Consider the following 17725-nt stretch of genomic DNA (forward strand, 5'->3'; position numbering starts at 1 on the left):
GGGCTGCAGCTGTGGGTGGTGAGGTGCTTGCTGAGCCTGGCCGGTGCTGGACACCAGGCCGCCGATGCTGCGGAGAGGTGCCTGCTCGGCCTTGAGCGGTACTGGACGCCAGGTCGCAGCCGCCGGTGGCGCCCTGCTCGCCTGCGAATCGGCCCGGGGGCCGTTCGCAACTGCGCGGAGAGATGCGCCGCCGGGCGGGGATCTGAGGTGGGCGAGCTGGGATGTCGGGCTGCAGGTGCGGTTGCTGGGCCTGGTTGGTTCTGGGTGCGGGGCTGCAGCTGTGGGTGGTGAGGTGCTTGCTGAGCCTGGCCGGTGCTGGACACCAGGCCGCCGATGCTGCGGAGAGGTGCCTGCTCGGCCTTGACCGGTCCTGGACGCCAGGTCGCAGCCGCCGGGTGGCGCCTGCCTGCGAATCGGCACAGGGGCCGTTCGCAACTGCGCGGAGAGATGCCCCGCCGGGCCGGAACGGGAGGCGGGCCAGCCGGACACCAAACCGCAGATGGAGAGGCCTCCGGGCTTGAACCCGTGCCAGGTGCAGCCGCCGCGGCGAGGAAGCGTCCGCCGGGTGGAACCGGTCGTGATGAGCCGGCTCCTGCGGGCAGTCGCCGCTCGGAACCAGGCGTGAGGCCCGGTGTTGCGGGCGGCCACAGGCGGCGAGCCGCTGGTTAGGGGGCCCGTGGGCGCGCCACGCCGCAGTGGTGCGCCCACGGGTGGGGCCGCTGTTCGGGGGGAGCGGCCCCGGGCGGGCCCGGCCGCCGCCGCGAGCCGGCTCCCCCTGGAGCGGGCGGCGGGCTCGGGCCCGGGTCACTCGGTCACTCCCAGATCTGGATGCCGCGGACCACGAACGGCGCGTCCGGGACGTACGTGCCGCCGCCCGGGTACGTCGTGAAATCGCCCTCCGTCGAGCATTCCTCGCTCTGGTACACCGTGACGTCGCGGCTCATCAGATTCGCGAACGACCAGCCGGCGAATCCTTCCGGCAGCGGAATGCATTCCCCGGGATTCGCGGTGCGCAGGTCGAAACGCTGCGTGTCCCCTTCGTAGACGTTCGACGACCACAGGCAGAACTCGCCCTTCTGACAGCCCGGATCCTCCGCGGCGGAGGCGGCTTGGGCCGCTCCGGTGCAGGTCAGCAGGCTGAGCGCGGCCATGATCAGCAGGTGCGGGACGCGGGCACGAAGGCGCAGTGAAGACATGGATGGTTTCCCCTCGGGAGTCGCGGCTCTGGGGGCCGCGGTGAACGTGTGATTCCAGATTGGCGGGCGGGCGAGGATTTGTCAGCCCGCAAATTCGATTCTGTGGACAAGTCGGCGCCGGTCACCCGGTGGGGGAATGGTTGTCCACAACTTCGCGGGAGGTCTTGCGGGGAGGGGGAGGCGATGTTATGTGCAGCCGGCCTGCGAGACACTCCCCGAAGCGCACGACGGAAGGGGCAGCCATGCGGACCGCGGTGTTCACCGTGTTCGCCCTCAACGGGCTCGCGCTCGGCTCGTGGGCGTCGCGCACGCCCGCGCTGGCCGCGCAGGTGCACGCGTCCCCGGGGATCTTCGGCCTGGCCCTGCTCGGCGCCAGCGTCGGCATGCTCGCCGCCGCCTCGGTGTCGGGACGGCTCATCGAACGGGCCGGGGCCCGCGCGGTCGTTGCCGGCAGCACCACGCTGGCCGCCGTAGCGCTGGTGCTGATCGGCTACGCGCCGAACGTGCCGCTGCTGGCCGGCGCGCTGCTCGTGATCGGCGTGAGCGTCGGGATGCTCGACGTCGCGATGAACGTCGCAGCCGTGGCCGTCGAACGCCGGGCCGGCAAGCCGGTCATGGCGGTGTTCCACGCCGGGTTCAGCTTCGGCGCGCTCGCCGGCTCACTGGCCGCGGGCCTCGCCGCCGGCTACGGCTGGTCGCCGGCTCGCCACCTCACCGTGGCCGCCGTCGTCGCGGTCGTGGTGCTGCTGCTCGTGGTCCGCGCGGTGCCGGGCATCCACCCCGAGCACACCGAAGCACCCGTCGTGACCCGCAGCCGCGCGCCGATCCGCCGTCCGGTGCTGTGGCTGCTCGCCGCGGTCGCGTTGTGCTCGGCCATCGCCGAAGGCGCGGCTTCGGACTGGTCCGCGCTGCTGATGACGGCCGAACGCGGTGTCGGCCAGGGTGCGGCGGCCCTGGCGTTCGCCGGGTTGCAGCTGGTCATGGCACTGGTCCGGCTGGCCGGACCGTGGACCCAGCGGCGGTTCGGCCCGACCCGCTGCCTCGCCGTGGGCGCCGCGGTGGCGGCCGCCGGGCTGCTCGCCACGGCCACCGTCCCCGTCGCGGCCATCGGTTACGCCGGGTTCGCGCTGGCCGGCGCGGGGCTCGCCGCGTCGTTCCCGCTCGCGCTCAGCCTCGCCGGGGACGCCGGGAAACGCGGTGACGGCACCGGCGGCGAGCGCGAGATCGGCTTCGTCACGGCCATCGCCTACACGGGCTTCCTCGGCGGGCCGCCGATCGTCGGCGGCATCGCGCAGGTGACGAACTACGGCGTCGCGTTCGGTTTTGTCGCCGCGGTGGCCGCCCTGATCCTGCCCGCCGCGCTCGGCGCCCGCCGGGCCCGGCGGCGGGAAGACGCCGCGCTGACGGTCGAATCGTGACAAAAACCCGGGAGCCGGGCGCTCCCGGGCCGCGTCTCTTCCCGGACAGACCCTACGGTCCCCACCCCCGTTGACAGCGCGGAAGCGCGCGGGGCAAGCTGATCGCGTCGTAAGCTGAAATGAATACACCGACGTTACGGTTTCAGGTGGGCTGGTCAGGGTAGGGGCCTTGATCCGGGGAGGACGTCGTGAGAACTGTGCTGCTCGGCGGAGCGGGGGCGCTCGCCGGAGGGGCAGGATTTCCGTTGGTGCAGGGCGCCGTGCCGCGGCTGGTGCTCGTGCCGGTCGCGTTCCGGCTCGCGCTGTTCCTGCAGGCGGTCTGGGCCGGCGGCCCGCTGAGCGCGCCGGTGCTCTGGCTCGCCGTCGCGCTCTACCTGGTGCCGAACCTGCTCGAGGTGGCCTGGGTCTTCCAGCGGGCCGCCGGCATCAAGCCGGTGCTGGCCGCCGACACCGCGTACACGCTCGTCACGAGCCTGGCCGCGGCCGGGTTCGCGGCGCACTCACCCGACCTGCTCACCCTGACCTGGCCGAACATCATGGGCACGGTCATGGTGTGGACGCTGCTGCGCGGGGCGCCGGCCGGCGCGGTGGCGATCCTCGGCGCCGTGCTGCTGCGCTACGGCATGGCCGAGCTCTCGGGCACGCCCGCACCCGCGACGTGGATCCTGCTCGCCCTGGTTGCGGCCGCACTGACGGCGCTGGCGATCGTGCTGCTGGTCGCCGGGTCGATGCGGTTCGCGCTCGGGCTGGGCGAGCAGCGCGGCCGGGCCGCCGAGCGGGAACGGCACCGCCGGGACGTGCACGACACCGTCCTGCAGGTGATGGAGTCGCTCGCGCTGCCGGCGCCCCGGGACGCGCTCGACCCGGTCGGCAGCCTCGACCAGGTCCGCCGGACCGCCCGCGCGCACGCCCTGCGCCTGCGGCTGAGCCTGGACGGCGCCGTGCCCGCGGAGCCGGGTGGCCTCGAACACCGCTTGGGCGCGCTCGCGGTCGAGATGACGGCGGACGGCCTGCGCGTCGACCTCGTCACGCTCGCGAAGCCGTCCGACGTGCCCGAAGCCGTCGTCAACGCGCTGCACGACGCGGCCCGCGAAGCGCTGCGAAACACGTTGAAGCACGCGAAAACCTACACAGCCGTCGTGTGCCTCGAAGCGCGCGAAAACGTCGTCACGGTGTCCGTGCGCGACCACGGGACCGGCTTCGACACCGGCGCCCACCGCGCCGGGTTCGGCATCGAGAACTCGATCCACGCCCGGATGGCCGAGATCGGCGGCGGCGCCCGGATCGACTCGGCGCCGGGCCAGGGCACCCGGGTCGTGCTGACCGCGCCGCTAGAGCTGCGTTTCCCCGTCGGGTGAGTCCCGCCACTGGGCGAACGGGCGGTCCAGCGTCCACTTGCCGCCGTATTCCTCGAGGACGCGGTATTCGCAGGTCGCCGGGTTGGACAGCGACTCGAACAGCTCGATGCTCCAGCCGAAGAGCCGGCGGCACAGCAGCCGCAGCGTGAGCCCGTGCGAGACGATCAGCACGGTCTCGGGGTGAGTTTCGTCGCGTTGCCGCAGGTCGGAGAGGAACGCGGCGACGCGGTCGTCGACGTCCGCGCCGGACTCGCCGAACGGCAGCCGGTAGAAGAAGTGCCCGAACTCGTTGCGCCGCGCCTTCTGGAGCTCCTGCTCGGCCGGGTCCTGGAGGTTGCCCCAGTCCTGTTCGCGCAGCCGCGGCTCCTGCAGCAGCCGCTCGCACGCGGCCTCGATGTCCAGCAGCCGCAACGTTTCCCGGGTGCGCAGGTACGGGCTGACGTACACGGCGGGACGCGCGCCGCCGAGCAGCCGGACGATCTCCGGGGCCACCGCGGCGGCCTCCTTGCGGCCCGCGTCGGTCAGCGGCAGGGCATGGTCCGGGATCCGCGTGTAGGCGAGCTCGTCGACGTTGCCGAGCGACTCGGCGTGCCGCAGGAGGATCATCTTCACGCTTCCATCCTGCCCGTCACGCGGGCATGACCCGGCCGGGGCATACGCTCAGGGGCGTGTCCGAGCAGTCCGTGACGAAAACCGGCGTCCCCTCGCAGCGCCGGGCCAGCGTGCTACCCCTCGTTTCGGTCGGCGTGCTGCTGGCCGCGGTCGTCGCGATCGGGCTGATCGCGCTCACCGGCGGGGCCGGGTACGTCATCGCCGGCCTGCCGGATCCGGGCCTGGTGACCAAGTACGGCATCACCGTCATGCGCGTGCTGTCGGAAGCCGCGTCGGTGATCTGCGTCGGGTCGCTGCTGCTGGCCGCGTTCCTGGTGCCGCCGCAGAAGTCCGGCACGCTCGGCGCCGAGGGCTACGGCGCCCTGCGCGCGGCCGGGATCGCCGCCTGGGTGTGGTTCGCCGCGGCGCTGCTCTCGGTCGCCTTCACCGCCGCCGACACCGCCGGGAAGCCGTTCGGCGACGTCCTGGACCCGCAGACGCTGCTCGACCTCGTCGGCGCCATCGAGCAGCCGAAGGCCTGGCTGTGGGCGGCGCTGATCGCGGTCCTGGTCGCGCTCGGCTGCCGGCTTGCGCTGTCTTGGGGCTGGACGGCGGTGCTGTTCTTCCTGGCCGTCGGCGGGCTGGTCCCGGTCGCGGTCACCGGGCATTCGGCGTCGGGCGGCTCGCACGACGTCGCCACCAACAGCCTGCTGTTCCACCTGGTCGCCGCGTCGTTGTGGGTCGGCGGGCTGGTCGCGCTGCTCGCGCTCGGCTACCGGCGCGGGAACCACCTGAGCCTGGCCGCGCAGCGGTTCTCGCGGCTGGCGCTGGTCTGCTGGATCGTGATGGCGATCTCCGGCGTGGTCAACGCGCTGGTCCGGATCGGCCTGAACGACCTGTTCACCACCGACTACGGCCTCCTGGTCGTCGCGAAGACGGTCGCGCTGCTGCTGCTCGGGGTCTTCGGCCACCAGCAACGGCAGAAGGGCGTCGCGGACCTCGTCGACGGCAAGGGCGGCGGCCAGCTGATGCGGCTGGCCGCGGTCGAGATCCTGATCATGTTCGTGACGATCGGCATCGCCGCCGGGCTGGCCCGGACGCCGCCACCGGCGGACGCGGTCACCCAGCCGTCCACCACCGAGCTGCTGATCGGCTACAACCTCGACGGCCCACCCACGGTGTGGCGGCTGCTCTTCGACACCCGGTTCGACCTGGTCTACGGCACGCTCGCGCTGGTCGTCGGCGGCCTGTACCTCGCCGGGGTCCGGCGGCTGCTCCGCCGCGGGGACACCTGGCCGGTGGGCCGCACGGTCGCCTGGATCGCCGGCTGCGTCGTCCTGCTGATCGCGACGTCGTCGGGCATCGGCCGGTACGCGCCCGCGATGTTCAGCGTGCACATGGGCAACCACATGCTGCTGTCGATGGTGGCGCCGGTGCTGTTCGTGCTCGGCGGGCCGGTGACGCTCGCGCTGCGCGCCCTGCCGGCCGCGGGCAAGGACGCCCCGCCCGGCCCGCGCGAGTGGCTCGTCGCGGCGGTGCACTCCCCGGTGTCGCGGTTCCTCACCCACCCGGTGGTCGCGCTGCTGCTGTTCGTCGGCTCGTTCTACGCGCTGTACTTCTCCGGCCTGTTCGACAACGCGCTGAACTACCACTGGGCGCACCTGGCGATGAACGCGCACTTCCTGCTCGCCGGGTACGTCTTCTACTGGCCGGTGATCGGCGTCGACCCGGCGCCGCGGCGGATCCCGTACCTCGGCCGGCTCGGCATGATGTTCGCCGCCATGCCGTTCCACGCGTTCTTCGGCGTCATCCTGATGAGCACCCAGACCGTGATCGGGCAGGCGTTCTACAGCCAGCTGCACCTGCCGTGGGTGCCGGACCTGCTCACCGACCAGCGGCTCGGCGGCGGTATCGCCTGGGCGTCCGGCGAGCTGCCGGTGCTGCTGGTGCTGATCGCGCTGCTGGTGCAGTGGTCGCGCCAGGACGAGCGCGAGGCGAAGCGGCGTGACCGGCGCGAAGCGGCGACCGGCGACGAAGAGCTGAACGCCTACAACGCGATGCTGAAGAACCTCGCCGAGGGCAAGCGCGCCGACTGAGTCTCGACTTCTGGTTGAGCTTGAGCCTGGGCCCGGAGCGGGGCAAAACGGCGGTTTCGGTGTTCTCCCGGTGATCCCGGGCTGACTTTCGGTAGTCCGACGGTGACCGGCGTCAGGTCGCGATCACGTGCGCTCTACGATCGTGCGTATGGCCGAGTTCATCTACACCATGAAGAAGGTGCGCAAGACCGTCGGGGACAAGGTCATCCTCGACGACGTCAGCACCGCGTTCTACCCCGGCGCCAAGATCGGCGTGGTGGGGCCGAACGGTGCCGGTAAGTCCACCGTTCTCAAGATCATGGCGGGGATCGAGACGGCCAGCAACGGCGAAGCGTTCCTCCAGCCGGGCGCGAGCGTCGGCATCCTCATGCAGGAGCCGGAGCTCAACGAGGAGAAGACGGTCCGGGGGAACGTCGAGGAGGGCCTCGGCGAGATCAAGACCAAGCTCGACCGCTACAACGAGATCGCCGAGCTGATGGCGACCGACTACAGCGACGCGCTGATGGAGGAGATGGGCCAGCTCCAGGAGGAGCTGGACCACGCCGACGCCTGGGAGCTCGACTCGACCGTCGAGCAGGCGATGGACGCGCTGCGCTGCCCGCCGCCCGAGGAGGGCGTCTCGCACCTCTCCGGTGGTGAGCGCCGCCGCGTCGCGCTGTGCAAGCTGCTGCTGTCCGCGCCGGACCTGCTGCTGCTCGACGAGCCCACCAACCACCTGGACGCCGAGAGTGTCCTGTGGCTGGAGCAGTTCCTCTCCCGCTACGCCGGCGCCGTCCTGGCCGTGACCCACGACCGGTATTTCCTCGACAACGTGGCCCAGTGGATCATGGAGCTGGACCGCGGCCGCGTCGTCGGCTACGAGGGCAACTACTCGACGTACCTGGAGAAGAAGCGCGAGCGCCTCGAGGTCCAGGGCAAGAAGGACGCGAAGCTCGCCAAGCGGCTGAAGACCGAGCTCGAGTGGGTGCGGTCCAACGCCAAGGCGCGCCAGACCAAGTCCCGGTCGCGGCTCGACCGCTACGAGGAGATGGCGGCGGAGGCGGACAAGCACCGCAAGCTCGACTTCGAAGAGATCCAGATCCCGCCGGGCCCGCGGCTGGGCAACGTCGTGGTCGAGGTCGAGAAGCTCAAGAAGGGCTTCGACGACCGCGTCCTCATCGACGGCCTGTCGTTCGACCTGCCGCGCAACGGTATCGTCGGCGTGATCGGCCCGAACGGCGTCGGCAAGACCACGCTGTTCAAGACGATCGTGGGGCTCGAGGAGCCGGACGACGGCGTCGTCAAGATCGGCGAGACGGTCAAACTGTCCTATGTGGACCAGAACCGCGGCGGGATCGACCCGAAGAAGACGGTCTGGCAGGTCGTCTCCGACGAGCTGGACTACATCCACGTCGGGCAGACCGAAATGCCGTCGCGCGCCTACGTCAGCGCGTTCGGCTTCAAGGGCCCGGACCAGCAGAAGCCGGCGGGCGTGCTCTCCGGTGGTGAGCGCAACCGGCTCAACCTGGCGCTGACGCTCAAGCTGGGCGGAAACCTGATCCTGCTCGACGAGCCGACGAACGACCTGGACGTCGAGACGCTGGGCTCGCTGGAGAACGCGCTGGAGCAGTTCCCCGGCTGCGCCGTCGTGATCTCCCACGACCGGTGGTTCCTCGACCGGGTCGCGACGCACATCCTGGCCTGGGAAGGCACCGACGAGAACCCCGCGCAGTGGTTCTGGTTCGAGGGCAACTTCGAAGGGTACGAGAAGAACAAGGTGGAGCGGATGGGCGCCGAGGCCGCCCGCCCGCACCGTGTCACCCACCGCAAGCTGACCCGCGACTGAGGGGGCGGGTTTCCCCGTGGAAGCCAGCAAAGCGCACCGGACGGGCCCGTTCTCCCGGGAGGAGAGCGGGCGCTCCGCCAATGCCGGGGGAACCCTCTCCGCAGTCGGCCGGCTGATCGAGCGGGCGGACGCCCTGCACCTGCGGGCGCCCGAGCTCGCGCTCGTGCTCGGGGAGCGCGCCGCCGCGCTGTCCGAAGCCGCCGGCGCCGACGAGCAGTGGATCCGGGCCGAGAGCCTGGTCGTGTCCGCGCGCGTCCGGCTCGGCGACCGGCCGGGCACGGTCGGGCGCGCGGTCGCGGCGTTGCGCGCGGCCGAGCACGCCGGGTACGGCGACATCGCCGCCCGCCTGCGCATCGACCTCGCCGTCTGCGCCCGCGGCCTGGGCGTGCCGCTGACCGGGCTCGCCGCGTTGCGGCCGGTGCTGACCGACCCGGTCGTGTCGCCGGTCCACCGCGCCGCGGCGCTGACCCACCTGGTCGGCTGCCTCGGTCTGCTGGGCCGGAAAACCGAGCTGGACCGGGCGCTCGTCGAGGCGGACAAGCTGGTCCTCGGTGACGAGTCCCTCGGCGCCGACACCCAGCTGCTGGTGCGGGCGCTGCTGCGCGTCGGCACGGCGGCCCACCGGCGTCGCCACGGCGACCTGACGGCGGCGGCCGACGCGGCGCGGACCGGGCTCGGCTTCCTGGAGAAGCTCGACAACCCGGCCGACGACGGCGGCCTCGTCCGGATCCGGCTCGTGCTGCTGCTGGTGAGCACGCTGCTCGACCGCGGCGACACCGAAATGGCGTACGAGATCGCCGAGCCGGTGCTGGCCGAACCCGTGCGAGCGGCGGGCATCGCGCCGGCGGGCTGGCTGCGGCTGGCCGTCGCGACGCGGATCATGCTGCCCGCCGGCGCCGGCGAGGCGGCGATCGAGCTCGTCCGCGAAGCCGTGGCGAGCACCGACCGGCACGGCATGTCCGCCGTCACCGCCCGGTTGTGGCTGGAGCTGGCGCAGCTGCAGGAGCGGTTCGGGCAGCCCGAAGAAGCCATCGCGTGCCTGTACCGCTCGCGGGCGGCCGAGCAGCTGCACGCGCGAGCGCGGCGGCAGGCGTGCAACGTCCTGGCCGGCGAGTTCGGCTCGGGTGAGCCCGCTTCGGTCGATCTCGACGAGGTGCTGAAGGCGGTCCCGTCACGGGCGGTGCCGGTGGTCGCGGCCGAGCCGGTTTCGCCGCCGGCAGCTCCTCCCACCCCGCAGCCCGCCGAGCCGCGGACGCCCACGTGGTCGTTCGGCCGCGAGGAGAACCCGGCGCCCCGGCAGCCGGCGCCCGCGTGGTCGTTCGAGCGGCCCAAGGTGACCGCGGACGCGGCCGAGACGACGCTGATGCCCGCGGTGCGCGACGAACCCGCGCCGGCCCGGCGGCCCGAACCGCGGCTGCGGCCGGAACCGGTGGTCGTCGAGCGACGTCCGGAGCGCCCGGCGGCCCGTCCCGAGCCGATCGAGGTGCGGTCCGGGCCGGTGGGGCGGGCGGAGCCGGAGTTCCGGGCCGAGCCGGTCGAGGTGCGACCCGCGCCGGAGCGGCGGGCGGAGCCGGTCGAGGTGCGGTCAGAGGCGCGGCCCGCAGCGCCGGAGCCGGTGCGGTCTGCGTCGACTGGGAAGCGTGCCGAGCCGGAGCCCGAGGTGCGGTCCGCCGGATCGGGGAATCGGCCGGAAGCGGCCGAGGCGTCGCCGGGACAGCGTAGGGAACCGGAGTTCCGGGCGGAGCCGGCCGAGTCGCGGCCCGCGGCGCCGGGGCGGCGTGCGAAGCCGGACTTTTCGGCGGAACCGGTCGAGGTGCGGTCCGCGTCGCCGGAGCCGGACTTCCGGTCCGAGCCGGTCGAGGTGCGTCCGGAACGCACCCCCGAGGCGCCCACGCCCGTCGACGGCGGGAAGACCAAGTTCTCCTGGGCCGCCCTCGCGGAGGCGCGGCTGAAGGAGACCGAAGCCGAACGGGAGTCGGCGCCCACGCGCGTCACGCCCGCCCTGCCGCTCGCGCCCGAGCCGGCCGCCGAGCGGGAGCCGTGGGAGCCCGGTGGACGTCGTGAGCCGCAGCCGTCGACGCGGCACGATGCCGAGCACGGCTCCGAAGCCGCGCGGTCGGTGCTCGACCGGCTGGGCATCTCTTCCTCGGGTGGCGGCGCCGGGGGCGGCCGCCGGCGGGCGGAGGATGCCGAAGCGCGTGCCGAGGAGCCGTCGCGGCCCGAGCCGGAGCTCGCCCCGCCGCCGCGGCCCGAGGACGAGCCGCCGTCGGCGCCGGACTACCGCGACGAGGTCGAGCCCTGGTTGCCGCGGCTGCGGATGCCGCCGTCGCTGGAGCCGATGGAGGACTTCGGCCACTGGACGCCGGCGACCGCGCCGTTCCCGGAGAGCTACGCCCGCGCCATCGCGGAGGACGAGCCGCCGCCGGACGCCGGGCTCGCCGACCTCCTCGCCCGCGCGCTCGCCGAGCACCAGGCGGGCACGGCCAGTGCGGCCGCGCTCGTCAAGAAGCTGGGGTCGCAGGACACGGGCCGCCGCAACGGCCACGGCCGCAACGGTCACGGCGCGGAGGTTTCGGACTCCCGCCGCCACGGCTCCGGCGACTGATCCGGCGGCCTCGCGCTGCTGCGGTTCGCGATGACTGGCGTGGTGCCAGTTTTGCGCTGCAGCGGGCTTGGGCGGTTGGCCTGCGGCTGCGCCGCGGGCGGCCCCACGCCGCCGCCCTCGGCGATACCGCAGTCATGCCGCCGCGCGGGTCCTGCGCCACACTCGCCGAATCGCCGGTTTTGCCGGGGTTCACCCCCGCCGCACCCCTCTCGGTCGCCGAACCACCCCAGCCCGTCGCCGAATCACCCCGGGCGCGTCGCAGTGGGATCGGTCGCACTTGCGGGGTCGCCGACCGGCCGTCACCGTTCGCCGAACGGCGTCGGCCTCCCCGCAACACCTCCAGCTGAACCGATCATGATGGCTCCGTGGCCGGTGACGGCCCTTGAGCGCGGCTGGTCAGCGCCGCGCGCCCGGGCCGGACACAACCCGTCAGTAGCTTGACCGATCACGCGAATTCGCAGGCCGGGTAGGGGTTTTCCCTGCGAACCAACCCCCCGGGTCTTCGTGTGATCAGTGGGCGCGGCGCATTAGTGTGGGGTGGTCCGGTTCAGAGCCGAACCGGCACGGTGCCACCTCACGCATACTGGAGAGTTGCCTCAAATGAGCTCGACCGGAGTCTCGTCCCTACCCGGAACCGGAGCCGAAACCGAACCCGAGTTCGGCCAGCGCTCCCCGGCCAGCCCGGAGCAGATCAGGGACGACCTGATCGACGCCGCCGCCGGCCTGGCGCCGGAGATCGGGGAGCTCATCCGGCTCTACTACCGGCACATCCCGGCCGAAGAGATCGTCGGCGACGAGCCCGTCAACCTGGTCGGCGCCGTCCGCTCGCAGCTGCAGCTCGCCAAGCACCGGATGCCCGGCCGCCCGGCCGTGCGGCTGCTGAACCCCACCGTCGCCGAAGACGGCTGGGCGCGCGAAGCCACCGTCGTGCAGGTGGTCACCGACGACATGCCCTACCTGGTCGACTCGATTGCCGCCGAGTTCGCCCGGGACGGCGTGCAGGTGCAGCGGATCGTCCACCCGATCGTCGTCGTCACCCGCGATCTCACCGGTGAGCTGCAGGAAGTCCACCCGGACGCCGACCCGGCCGCGCCGCCGGCGAACTCGGCCGCCGAGTCGTGGATGTACATCGAGATCGACTTCGTCACCGACCCGAACCGCGCCCGCGAGCTCGACAACCGGCTCTCCAGCGTGCTGGGCGACGTCCGCGAGGTCGTCGAAGACGCCGACAAGATGGCCCAGACCGCCTGCCAGCTCGCCGAAGAGCTGGAGACGCACCCGCCGCAGCTGCCGCAGGCCGAGGTCGCCGAGGGCGCCCGGCTGCTGCGCTGGCTGGCCGACGGGCACTTCACCTTCCTCGGCTACCGCCGTTACGAGCTGATCGACAACCCGCACCCGGACGCCGACGACCCCGCGTTGCGCGCGGTCCTGGCCTCCGGCCTGGGCGTGCTGCGCCAGGACAGCCTCGCCGCCCGCGGCCTCACCGCGGGCCCGGACACCGCCGCGTCCGCGCTCTCGCCGACGCTGCTGGTGCTGACCCAGGCCAGCGCGCCGTCGACCGTGCACCGGCCGGTTTACCCGTACTACGTCGGGGTGAAGACCTTCGACGCCGAAGGCACCGTCACCGGCGAACACCGCTTCCTCGGCATGTTCACCACCACCGCGCTGCACGAGAACGTGCTCGACATCCCGGTGGTGTGCAAGCGGGTCCGCGAGGTCATCCACCGCGCCGGGTTCCCGATGGAGTCCTTCTCCGGCCAGCGGATGCTCGAGGTCCTGCAGAACTGGCCGCGCGCCGACCTGTTCTCCGCCGACACCGACTCGCTGTACTCGACGACGACCGGCGCGATCACGCTGTCGGACCGCCGCCGGCTGCGGCTGTTCCTGCGCCGCGACCCGTACGGCCGCTTCTACTCCTGCCTCGTCTACCTCCCGCAGGACCGCTACACGACGCGGTCGCGGCTGGCGATGCAGGAGGTCCTGCTCGAAGAGCTCGAAGGCACCCAGCTCGAATACAGCGCGCGGATCGGCGAGACCGTCCTGGCGCAGGTGCACTTCATGGTCCACACCGATCCCGCGCGCCGGCTCGAGCCGGACACGCAGCGGATCCAGGAGCGGCTGAACAACGCCGTGCGCAGCTGGGACGACCGGATGGTCGAGGCGGTCCTCGACGAACGCCGGGAGCGCTCGGACGGCGGGGTGGCCGTCGGTGTCCTCGGCGAGGAGTCGGCGACCGAGCAGGGGCAGCGCTACGCGAGCGTCTTCCCCGAGGGCTACAAGGAGGACTTCTCCGCCGGTGAGGCGCTCGCCGACCTCCGGGCGCTGGACTCCCTCAGCGACGAGGGTGACCTCGCGCTGTCGTTCTACCTGCCCGGCGACGCCGAGCCCGGCGAGCGGCGGTTCAAGCTCTACCTCCGAGGTGAGGGCGTGACGCTGTCGAAGGTGCTCCCGGTGCTGCAGGCGATGGGCGTCGAGGTGGTCGACGAGCGGCCGTACGAGCTGCACCGCGAAGACGGCGGCCCGTGCTGGATCTACGACTTCGGCCTGCGCATCAACCAGAAGATGCTCGGCGAGGCGAGCGAGGCCGCCGTCAGCGAGCTGCGCGACCGCTTCCAGGACGCCTTCCAGGCCGCCTGGCGGGGCGACGCCGAGGTCGACGGGCTCAACGGCCTGGTCCTGCGGGCCGGGCTCACCTGGCGCCAGGCCGCCGTGCTGCGCGCGTACTCGCGGTACCTGCGCCAGGCCGGGAGCGCGTTCTCCCAGGACTACATCCAGAACACGCTGCTGAACCACACGCAGGTCGCGACGAAGCTGCTGCGGCTGTTCGAGGCCCGCTTCGACCCGCAGCTGGGCGAGACCGACCGCGAAGCCGCCACCGAAGCGCTGGCAAGCGAGCTGAGCGCGATGATCGACGAGGTCACCAGCCTCGACGAAGACCGCATCCTGCGCCGGCTGATGGCCGTCATCCGGGCCACGCTGCGGACGAACTACCACGTCACGGACTTCGACGGGAACCCGCGGAGCTACCTGGCGATCAAGCTCGACCCGGCCGGGGTGCCCGACCTGCCCGAGCCGCGCCCGCGGTTCGAGATCTTCGTCTACTCGCCGCGTGTCGAGGGTGTGCACCTGCGCTTCGGCGAGGTCGCACGCGGTGGTCTGCGCTGGTCGGACCGGCGGGAGGACTTCCGCACCGAGATCCTCGGCCTGGTCAAGGCGCAGGCGGTGAAGAACGCCGTGATCGTGCCGGTCGGCGCGAAGGGCGGCTTCGTCGTGAAGCGCCCGCCGGTCGCGACCGGGGACGCGAGCATCGACCGCGACGCCCAGCTGAACGAGGGCATCGCCTGCTACCGCATGTTCATCGCCGGCCTGCTCGACCTGACCGACAACCGGATCGAGGGCAAGACCGTGCCCGCGCCGGGTGTCGTCCGGCACGACGCGGACGACTCGTACCTGGTCGTCGCGGCGGACAAGGGCACCGCGAAGTTCTCCGACATCGCCAACGAGATGTCGGCGAAGTACGGCTTCTGGCTCGGGGACGCCTTCGCCTCCGGTGGCTCGGTCGGCTACGACCACAAGGCCATGGGCATCACGGCGAAGGGTGCCTGGGAGAGCGTCAAGCGGCACTTCCGCGAGCTGGGCAAGGACACCCAGACCGAGGACTTCACCGTCGTCGGCATCGGCGACATGATGGGTGACGTCTTCGGGAACGGCATGCTGCTGTCCGAGCACATCCGGCTGGTCGCGGCGTTCAACCACATGCACGTGTTCCTCGACCCGGACCCGGATGCCGCGGCGACGTTCGCCGAGCGCCGCCGGCTGTTCGACCTGCCGCGCAGCTCGTGGGACGACTACGACCGCTCGCTGATCAGCGAAGGCGGCGGGATCTACCCGCGGTCGGCGAAGTCGATCCCGATCAGCCCGCAGGTCCGCGCCGCCCTCGGCCTCGACGAGAACGTCACCGCGCTCGCGCCGATGGACCTCATCCAGGCGATCCTGCTGGCGCCGGTGGAACTGCTCTGGAACGGCGGCATCGGCACCTACGTCAAGGCGGAGTCCGAGACCCACGCGGCGGCGGGGGACAAGGCCAACGACGCCATCCGCGTCGACGGCAAGCAGCTGCGCGTCAAGGTGTTCGGCGAGGGCGGCAACCTCGGCCTGACCCAGCTGGGCCGGATCGAGTTCGCCCGCGCCGGCGGCAAGATCAACACCGACGCGCTCGACAACTCGGCCGGCGTCGACTGCTCCGACCACGAGGTCAACATCAAGATCCTGCTCGACCACCTGGTGCAGACCGGGAAGCTCGAGGAGGCCCAGCGCAACGAGCTGCTGGTGGAGATGACCGACGAGGTCGGCGCGCTCGTGCTCGACGACAACTACCGGCAGAACGCGGTGCTCGGCGTCAGCCGGGCGCACGCCGCGCCGATGCTGTCGGTGCACGCGCGGCAGGTCCAGGCGCTGGTGTCCGCGGGCGCGTTCGACCGCAAGCTCGAGGCGCTGCCGAGCAACTCGGAGTTCCGCGAGCTGGAGAAGGCGGGCAAGGGCCTGACCTCGCCGGAGCTCGCGACCCTGCTCGCGCACGTCAAGCTGGAGCTGAAGGACGAGCTGCTGGCCAGTGACCTGCCCGACTCGCAGGTGTTCGCCGGCCGGCTGCCCGAGTACTTCCCGAAGCCGCTGCGCGAACGGTTCGCCCCCGCGATCGGCGAGCACCCGCTGCGCCGCCAGATCATCACCACGCTCATCGCCAACGAGGTTGTCGACGGCGGGGGCATCTCCTTCGTCTACCGGCTGATGGAGGAGATGAACGCGACCGCGACCGACGCGGTGCGCGCGTACGCGGTGGTGACGCGCGTGTTCGACCTGCCCGCGCTGTGGGCGGAGATCGACGCGCTGGACAACGTCGTGCACACCGACGTCGCCGACGAGATGGTGCTGGAGACACGGCGGCTGCTCGACCGGGCCGCGCGCTGGTTCCTCACCAACCGGCCGCAGCCGCTCGCGCCGCTGGCGGAGATCAACCGCTTCGGCCGGGTGCTCGGCGAGCTCGTCCCGAAGATCGGCGACCTGCTGCGCGGCCGCGAGGCGGAGTCGGTGCAGACGCACGTCGACGAGCTGATCGCGGGCAACGTCCCGCCGGGGCTCGCCCGCCGGGTTTCCTTGCTGCTGCACACCTACGGCCTGCTCGACGTCACCGAGGTGGCCGAGCTCGCCGAGCAGCAGATCGGCGTGGACGCGACGCACAGCCCGGCCGAAACCGCGGAGCTGTACTACGCGCTTTCGGACCACCTGGACGTCGACAAGATGCTGACCGAGATCAGCGCGCTCGAACGCGGCAACCGCTGGCACGCGCTCGCCCGGCTTTCGCTGCGCGACGACGTCTACGGCTCGCTGCGGGCGATCACGCTGGACGCGTTGCGGCACAGCGATCCCGGGACGTCCGGCGACGCCAAGATCGCCCAGTGGGAGAAGACGAACTCCTCGCGGCTGCAGCGGGCGCGCGTCGCGCTGGACGAGATCCACAAGTCCGGCCGGCTCGACCTGGCGACGCTCTCGGTGGCCGCGCGCCAGATCCGGAGCACGGTGCGGTGACCTACGTTTCGCTGGTCCGTCCGCGCTGGACGGACATGGACGTCTACGGCCACATCAACCACGCGAAGATGGTGACGCTGCTCGAAGAGGCGCGGATCCCGCTGCTGTTCGAGGGGGCGGTGAAGGCAGGCGTCGAGCAGCTGCCGAAGGGCATCGTCGTGGTCCGGCTGGCGGTCGGTTACAAGGCGCCGATCGTGGTGACCGGGCAGCAGCTGCGCGTCGACATCGACCTGACCGAGCTGCGGGCGGCGAGCTTCACGCTGTCCTACCGCGTGCACACCGGGCCGGACGCCGCGGATCCGGTGGCGGTGACGGCGGAGACGGTGCTGGCGCCGTACGACACGGTCGCGCTGCGGCCGCGTAGGCTCAGCCCGCCCGAGTCGGAGTTTCTGAAGCAGGGGTTCGCGGATGCCTGAGTTGTTCGTGCCGGACGCGGCGGACCGGGAGACCCTCGGTGCGTTTGTCGCCCGCGCGGTCCGGCTGGACGGCAATACGGCCGTCCGGCTGCGCCGGCGCGGTGACGGCGTTGTCGAGGCCTGGACGGCGACGCCGTTCGAGTGCCTGGCCACCCGCGCGGTGGCCGGGGACGTCACCCCCGGCGACGTCACGGTGTCCGGCAACGAGCTGCTCGCCGCGCTGACGGTGGCGGGCGGGCCGCGGATGGACCCGGGCCCGGCGCGCGACCTGCTGTGGCACGGCGAGCTGCCGGCGCCCGGCCGCTGGCAGCTGGTCGACGAGCTCCCCGCAGCCGTCGTCGCGGACCTCGCCGACCGCGGCGTGACGCTGGCCAGGGACAACGCCGGCCCGCACGGCACCCCGCCGGCGTCGCTGATGGACCAGGCGGTGCTGACGGTGACCGGCGGTTCGGTCGAGATCAAGGTCCAGATGCGCTGCCTCTTCGCGATGTCGGGCATGGGTTTTGTGGATTCGGACGTCGAGGGTGACGTCGTCCGCGTGACGGCGACGGACTCGTGGATGCGCCTGGACGCCCGCTACGGCGCGATCGTCCGGCGCCGCCACGCGCTGCTGCCGCTGCTGTTCTGATTACGG

The 17725-nt window shown here is 72.2% G+C and carries 10 protein-coding genes; 8 read left to right on the top strand and 2 right to left on the bottom strand.

From position 1 onward, the window contains the following. Positions 1–812: 812 nt before the first annotated feature. Entirely contained in the window at positions 813–1196 is a 384-nt protein-coding gene (locus ACZ63J_RS30780) for a peptidase inhibitor family I36 protein (RefSeq protein WP_465342379.1), read from the bottom strand. A gap of 242 nt (positions 1197–1438) precedes the next feature. On the opposite strand from ACZ63J_RS30780, the gene ACZ63J_RS30785 reads away from it, so the two are divergent. Both ACZ63J_RS30785 and ACZ63J_RS30790 read left to right on the top strand, forming a co-directional pair. Continuing rightward, complete coding sequence (locus ACZ63J_RS30785) at positions 1439–2614, top strand: MFS transporter (protein WP_465408192.1); 1176 nt, start codon at positions 1439–1441, stop codon at positions 2612–2614. 197 nt (positions 2615–2811) lie between these two features. Next, positions 2812–3972, top strand: a complete 1161-nt coding sequence (locus tag ACZ63J_RS30790; protein WP_465408217.1) for a sensor histidine kinase — start codon at positions 2812–2814, stop codon at positions 3970–3972. On the opposite strand, the gene ACZ63J_RS30795 is transcribed toward ACZ63J_RS30790, so the two are convergent. Then, a complete protein-coding gene (locus ACZ63J_RS30795) occupies positions 3946–4584 on the bottom strand; it encodes a phosphoglycerate mutase family protein (RefSeq protein ID WP_465408190.1) in 639 nt (212 codons plus the stop codon). The genes ACZ63J_RS30790 and ACZ63J_RS30795 overlap by 27 nt on opposite strands. 110 nt (positions 4585–4694) lie before the next feature. Between ACZ63J_RS30795 and ACZ63J_RS30800 the strand changes: the two genes are divergently transcribed. From ACZ63J_RS30800 to ACZ63J_RS30825, 6 genes are all read left to right on the top strand, one after another. After that, the gene (locus tag ACZ63J_RS30800) at positions 4695–6659 is read left to right on the top strand and encodes a bifunctional copper resistance protein CopD/cytochrome c oxidase assembly protein (RefSeq protein WP_465408215.1); all 1965 of its coding nucleotides are present in this window, start codon (positions 4695–4697) and stop codon (positions 6657–6659) included. Between the two features lie 148 nt (positions 6660–6807). Beyond that, a complete protein-coding gene (ettA, locus tag ACZ63J_RS30805; RefSeq protein ID WP_465313247.1) occupies positions 6808–8484 on the top strand; it encodes an energy-dependent translational throttle protein EttA in 1677 nt (558 codons plus the stop codon). Between the two features lie 16 nt (positions 8485–8500). Beyond that, complete coding sequence (locus ACZ63J_RS30810) at positions 8501–11089, top strand: hypothetical protein (RefSeq protein WP_465408188.1); 2589 nt, start codon at positions 8501–8503, stop codon at positions 11087–11089. Between the two features lie 600 nt (positions 11090–11689). After that, positions 11690–16675 (top strand): NAD-glutamate dehydrogenase, encoded by a 4986-nt coding sequence (locus tag ACZ63J_RS30815; RefSeq protein WP_465408186.1) that lies wholly within the window; start codon positions 11690–11692, stop codon positions 16673–16675. Then, positions 16672–17091 carry an acyl-CoA thioesterase gene (locus ACZ63J_RS30820; protein ID WP_465313244.1) on the top strand — a complete coding sequence of 140 codons (420 nt, stop codon included), beginning with the start codon at positions 16672–16674 and terminating at the stop codon, positions 17089–17091. Before ACZ63J_RS30815 ends, ACZ63J_RS30820 begins: the two co-directional genes overlap by 4 nt. Next, positions 17084–17719, top strand: coding sequence for a DUF8010 domain-containing protein (locus tag ACZ63J_RS30825; RefSeq protein ID WP_465313243.1), 636 nt, complete (start codon positions 17084–17086; stop codon positions 17717–17719). The genes ACZ63J_RS30820 and ACZ63J_RS30825 overlap by 8 nt, the downstream gene beginning before the upstream one ends. Positions 17720–17725: the final 6 nt, after the last annotated feature.

The organism is Amycolatopsis sp. NPDC104863, assembly GCF_055582965.1.

What these genes read in the sequence shown, in the direction of transcription:
- ACZ63J_RS30780 (WP_465342379.1), bottom strand. Translation starts at nt 1,196, where the DNA reads ATGTCTTCACTGCGCCTTCGTGCCCGCGTCCCGCACCTGCTGATCATG.
- ACZ63J_RS30785 (WP_465408192.1), top strand. Translation starts at nt 1,439, where the DNA reads ATGCGGACCGCGGTGTTCACCGTGTTCGCCCTCAACGGGCTCGCGCTC.
- ettA (WP_465313247.1), top strand. Translation starts at nt 6,808, where the DNA reads ATGGCCGAGTTCATCTACACCATGAAGAAGGTGCGCAAGACCGTCGGG.
- ACZ63J_RS30815 (WP_465408186.1), top strand. Translation starts at nt 11,690, where the DNA reads ATGAGCTCGACCGGAGTCTCGTCCCTACCCGGAACCGGAGCCGAAACC.
- ACZ63J_RS30825 (WP_465313243.1), top strand. Translation starts at nt 17,084, where the DNA reads ATGCCTGAGTTGTTCGTGCCGGACGCGGCGGACCGGGAGACCCTCGGT.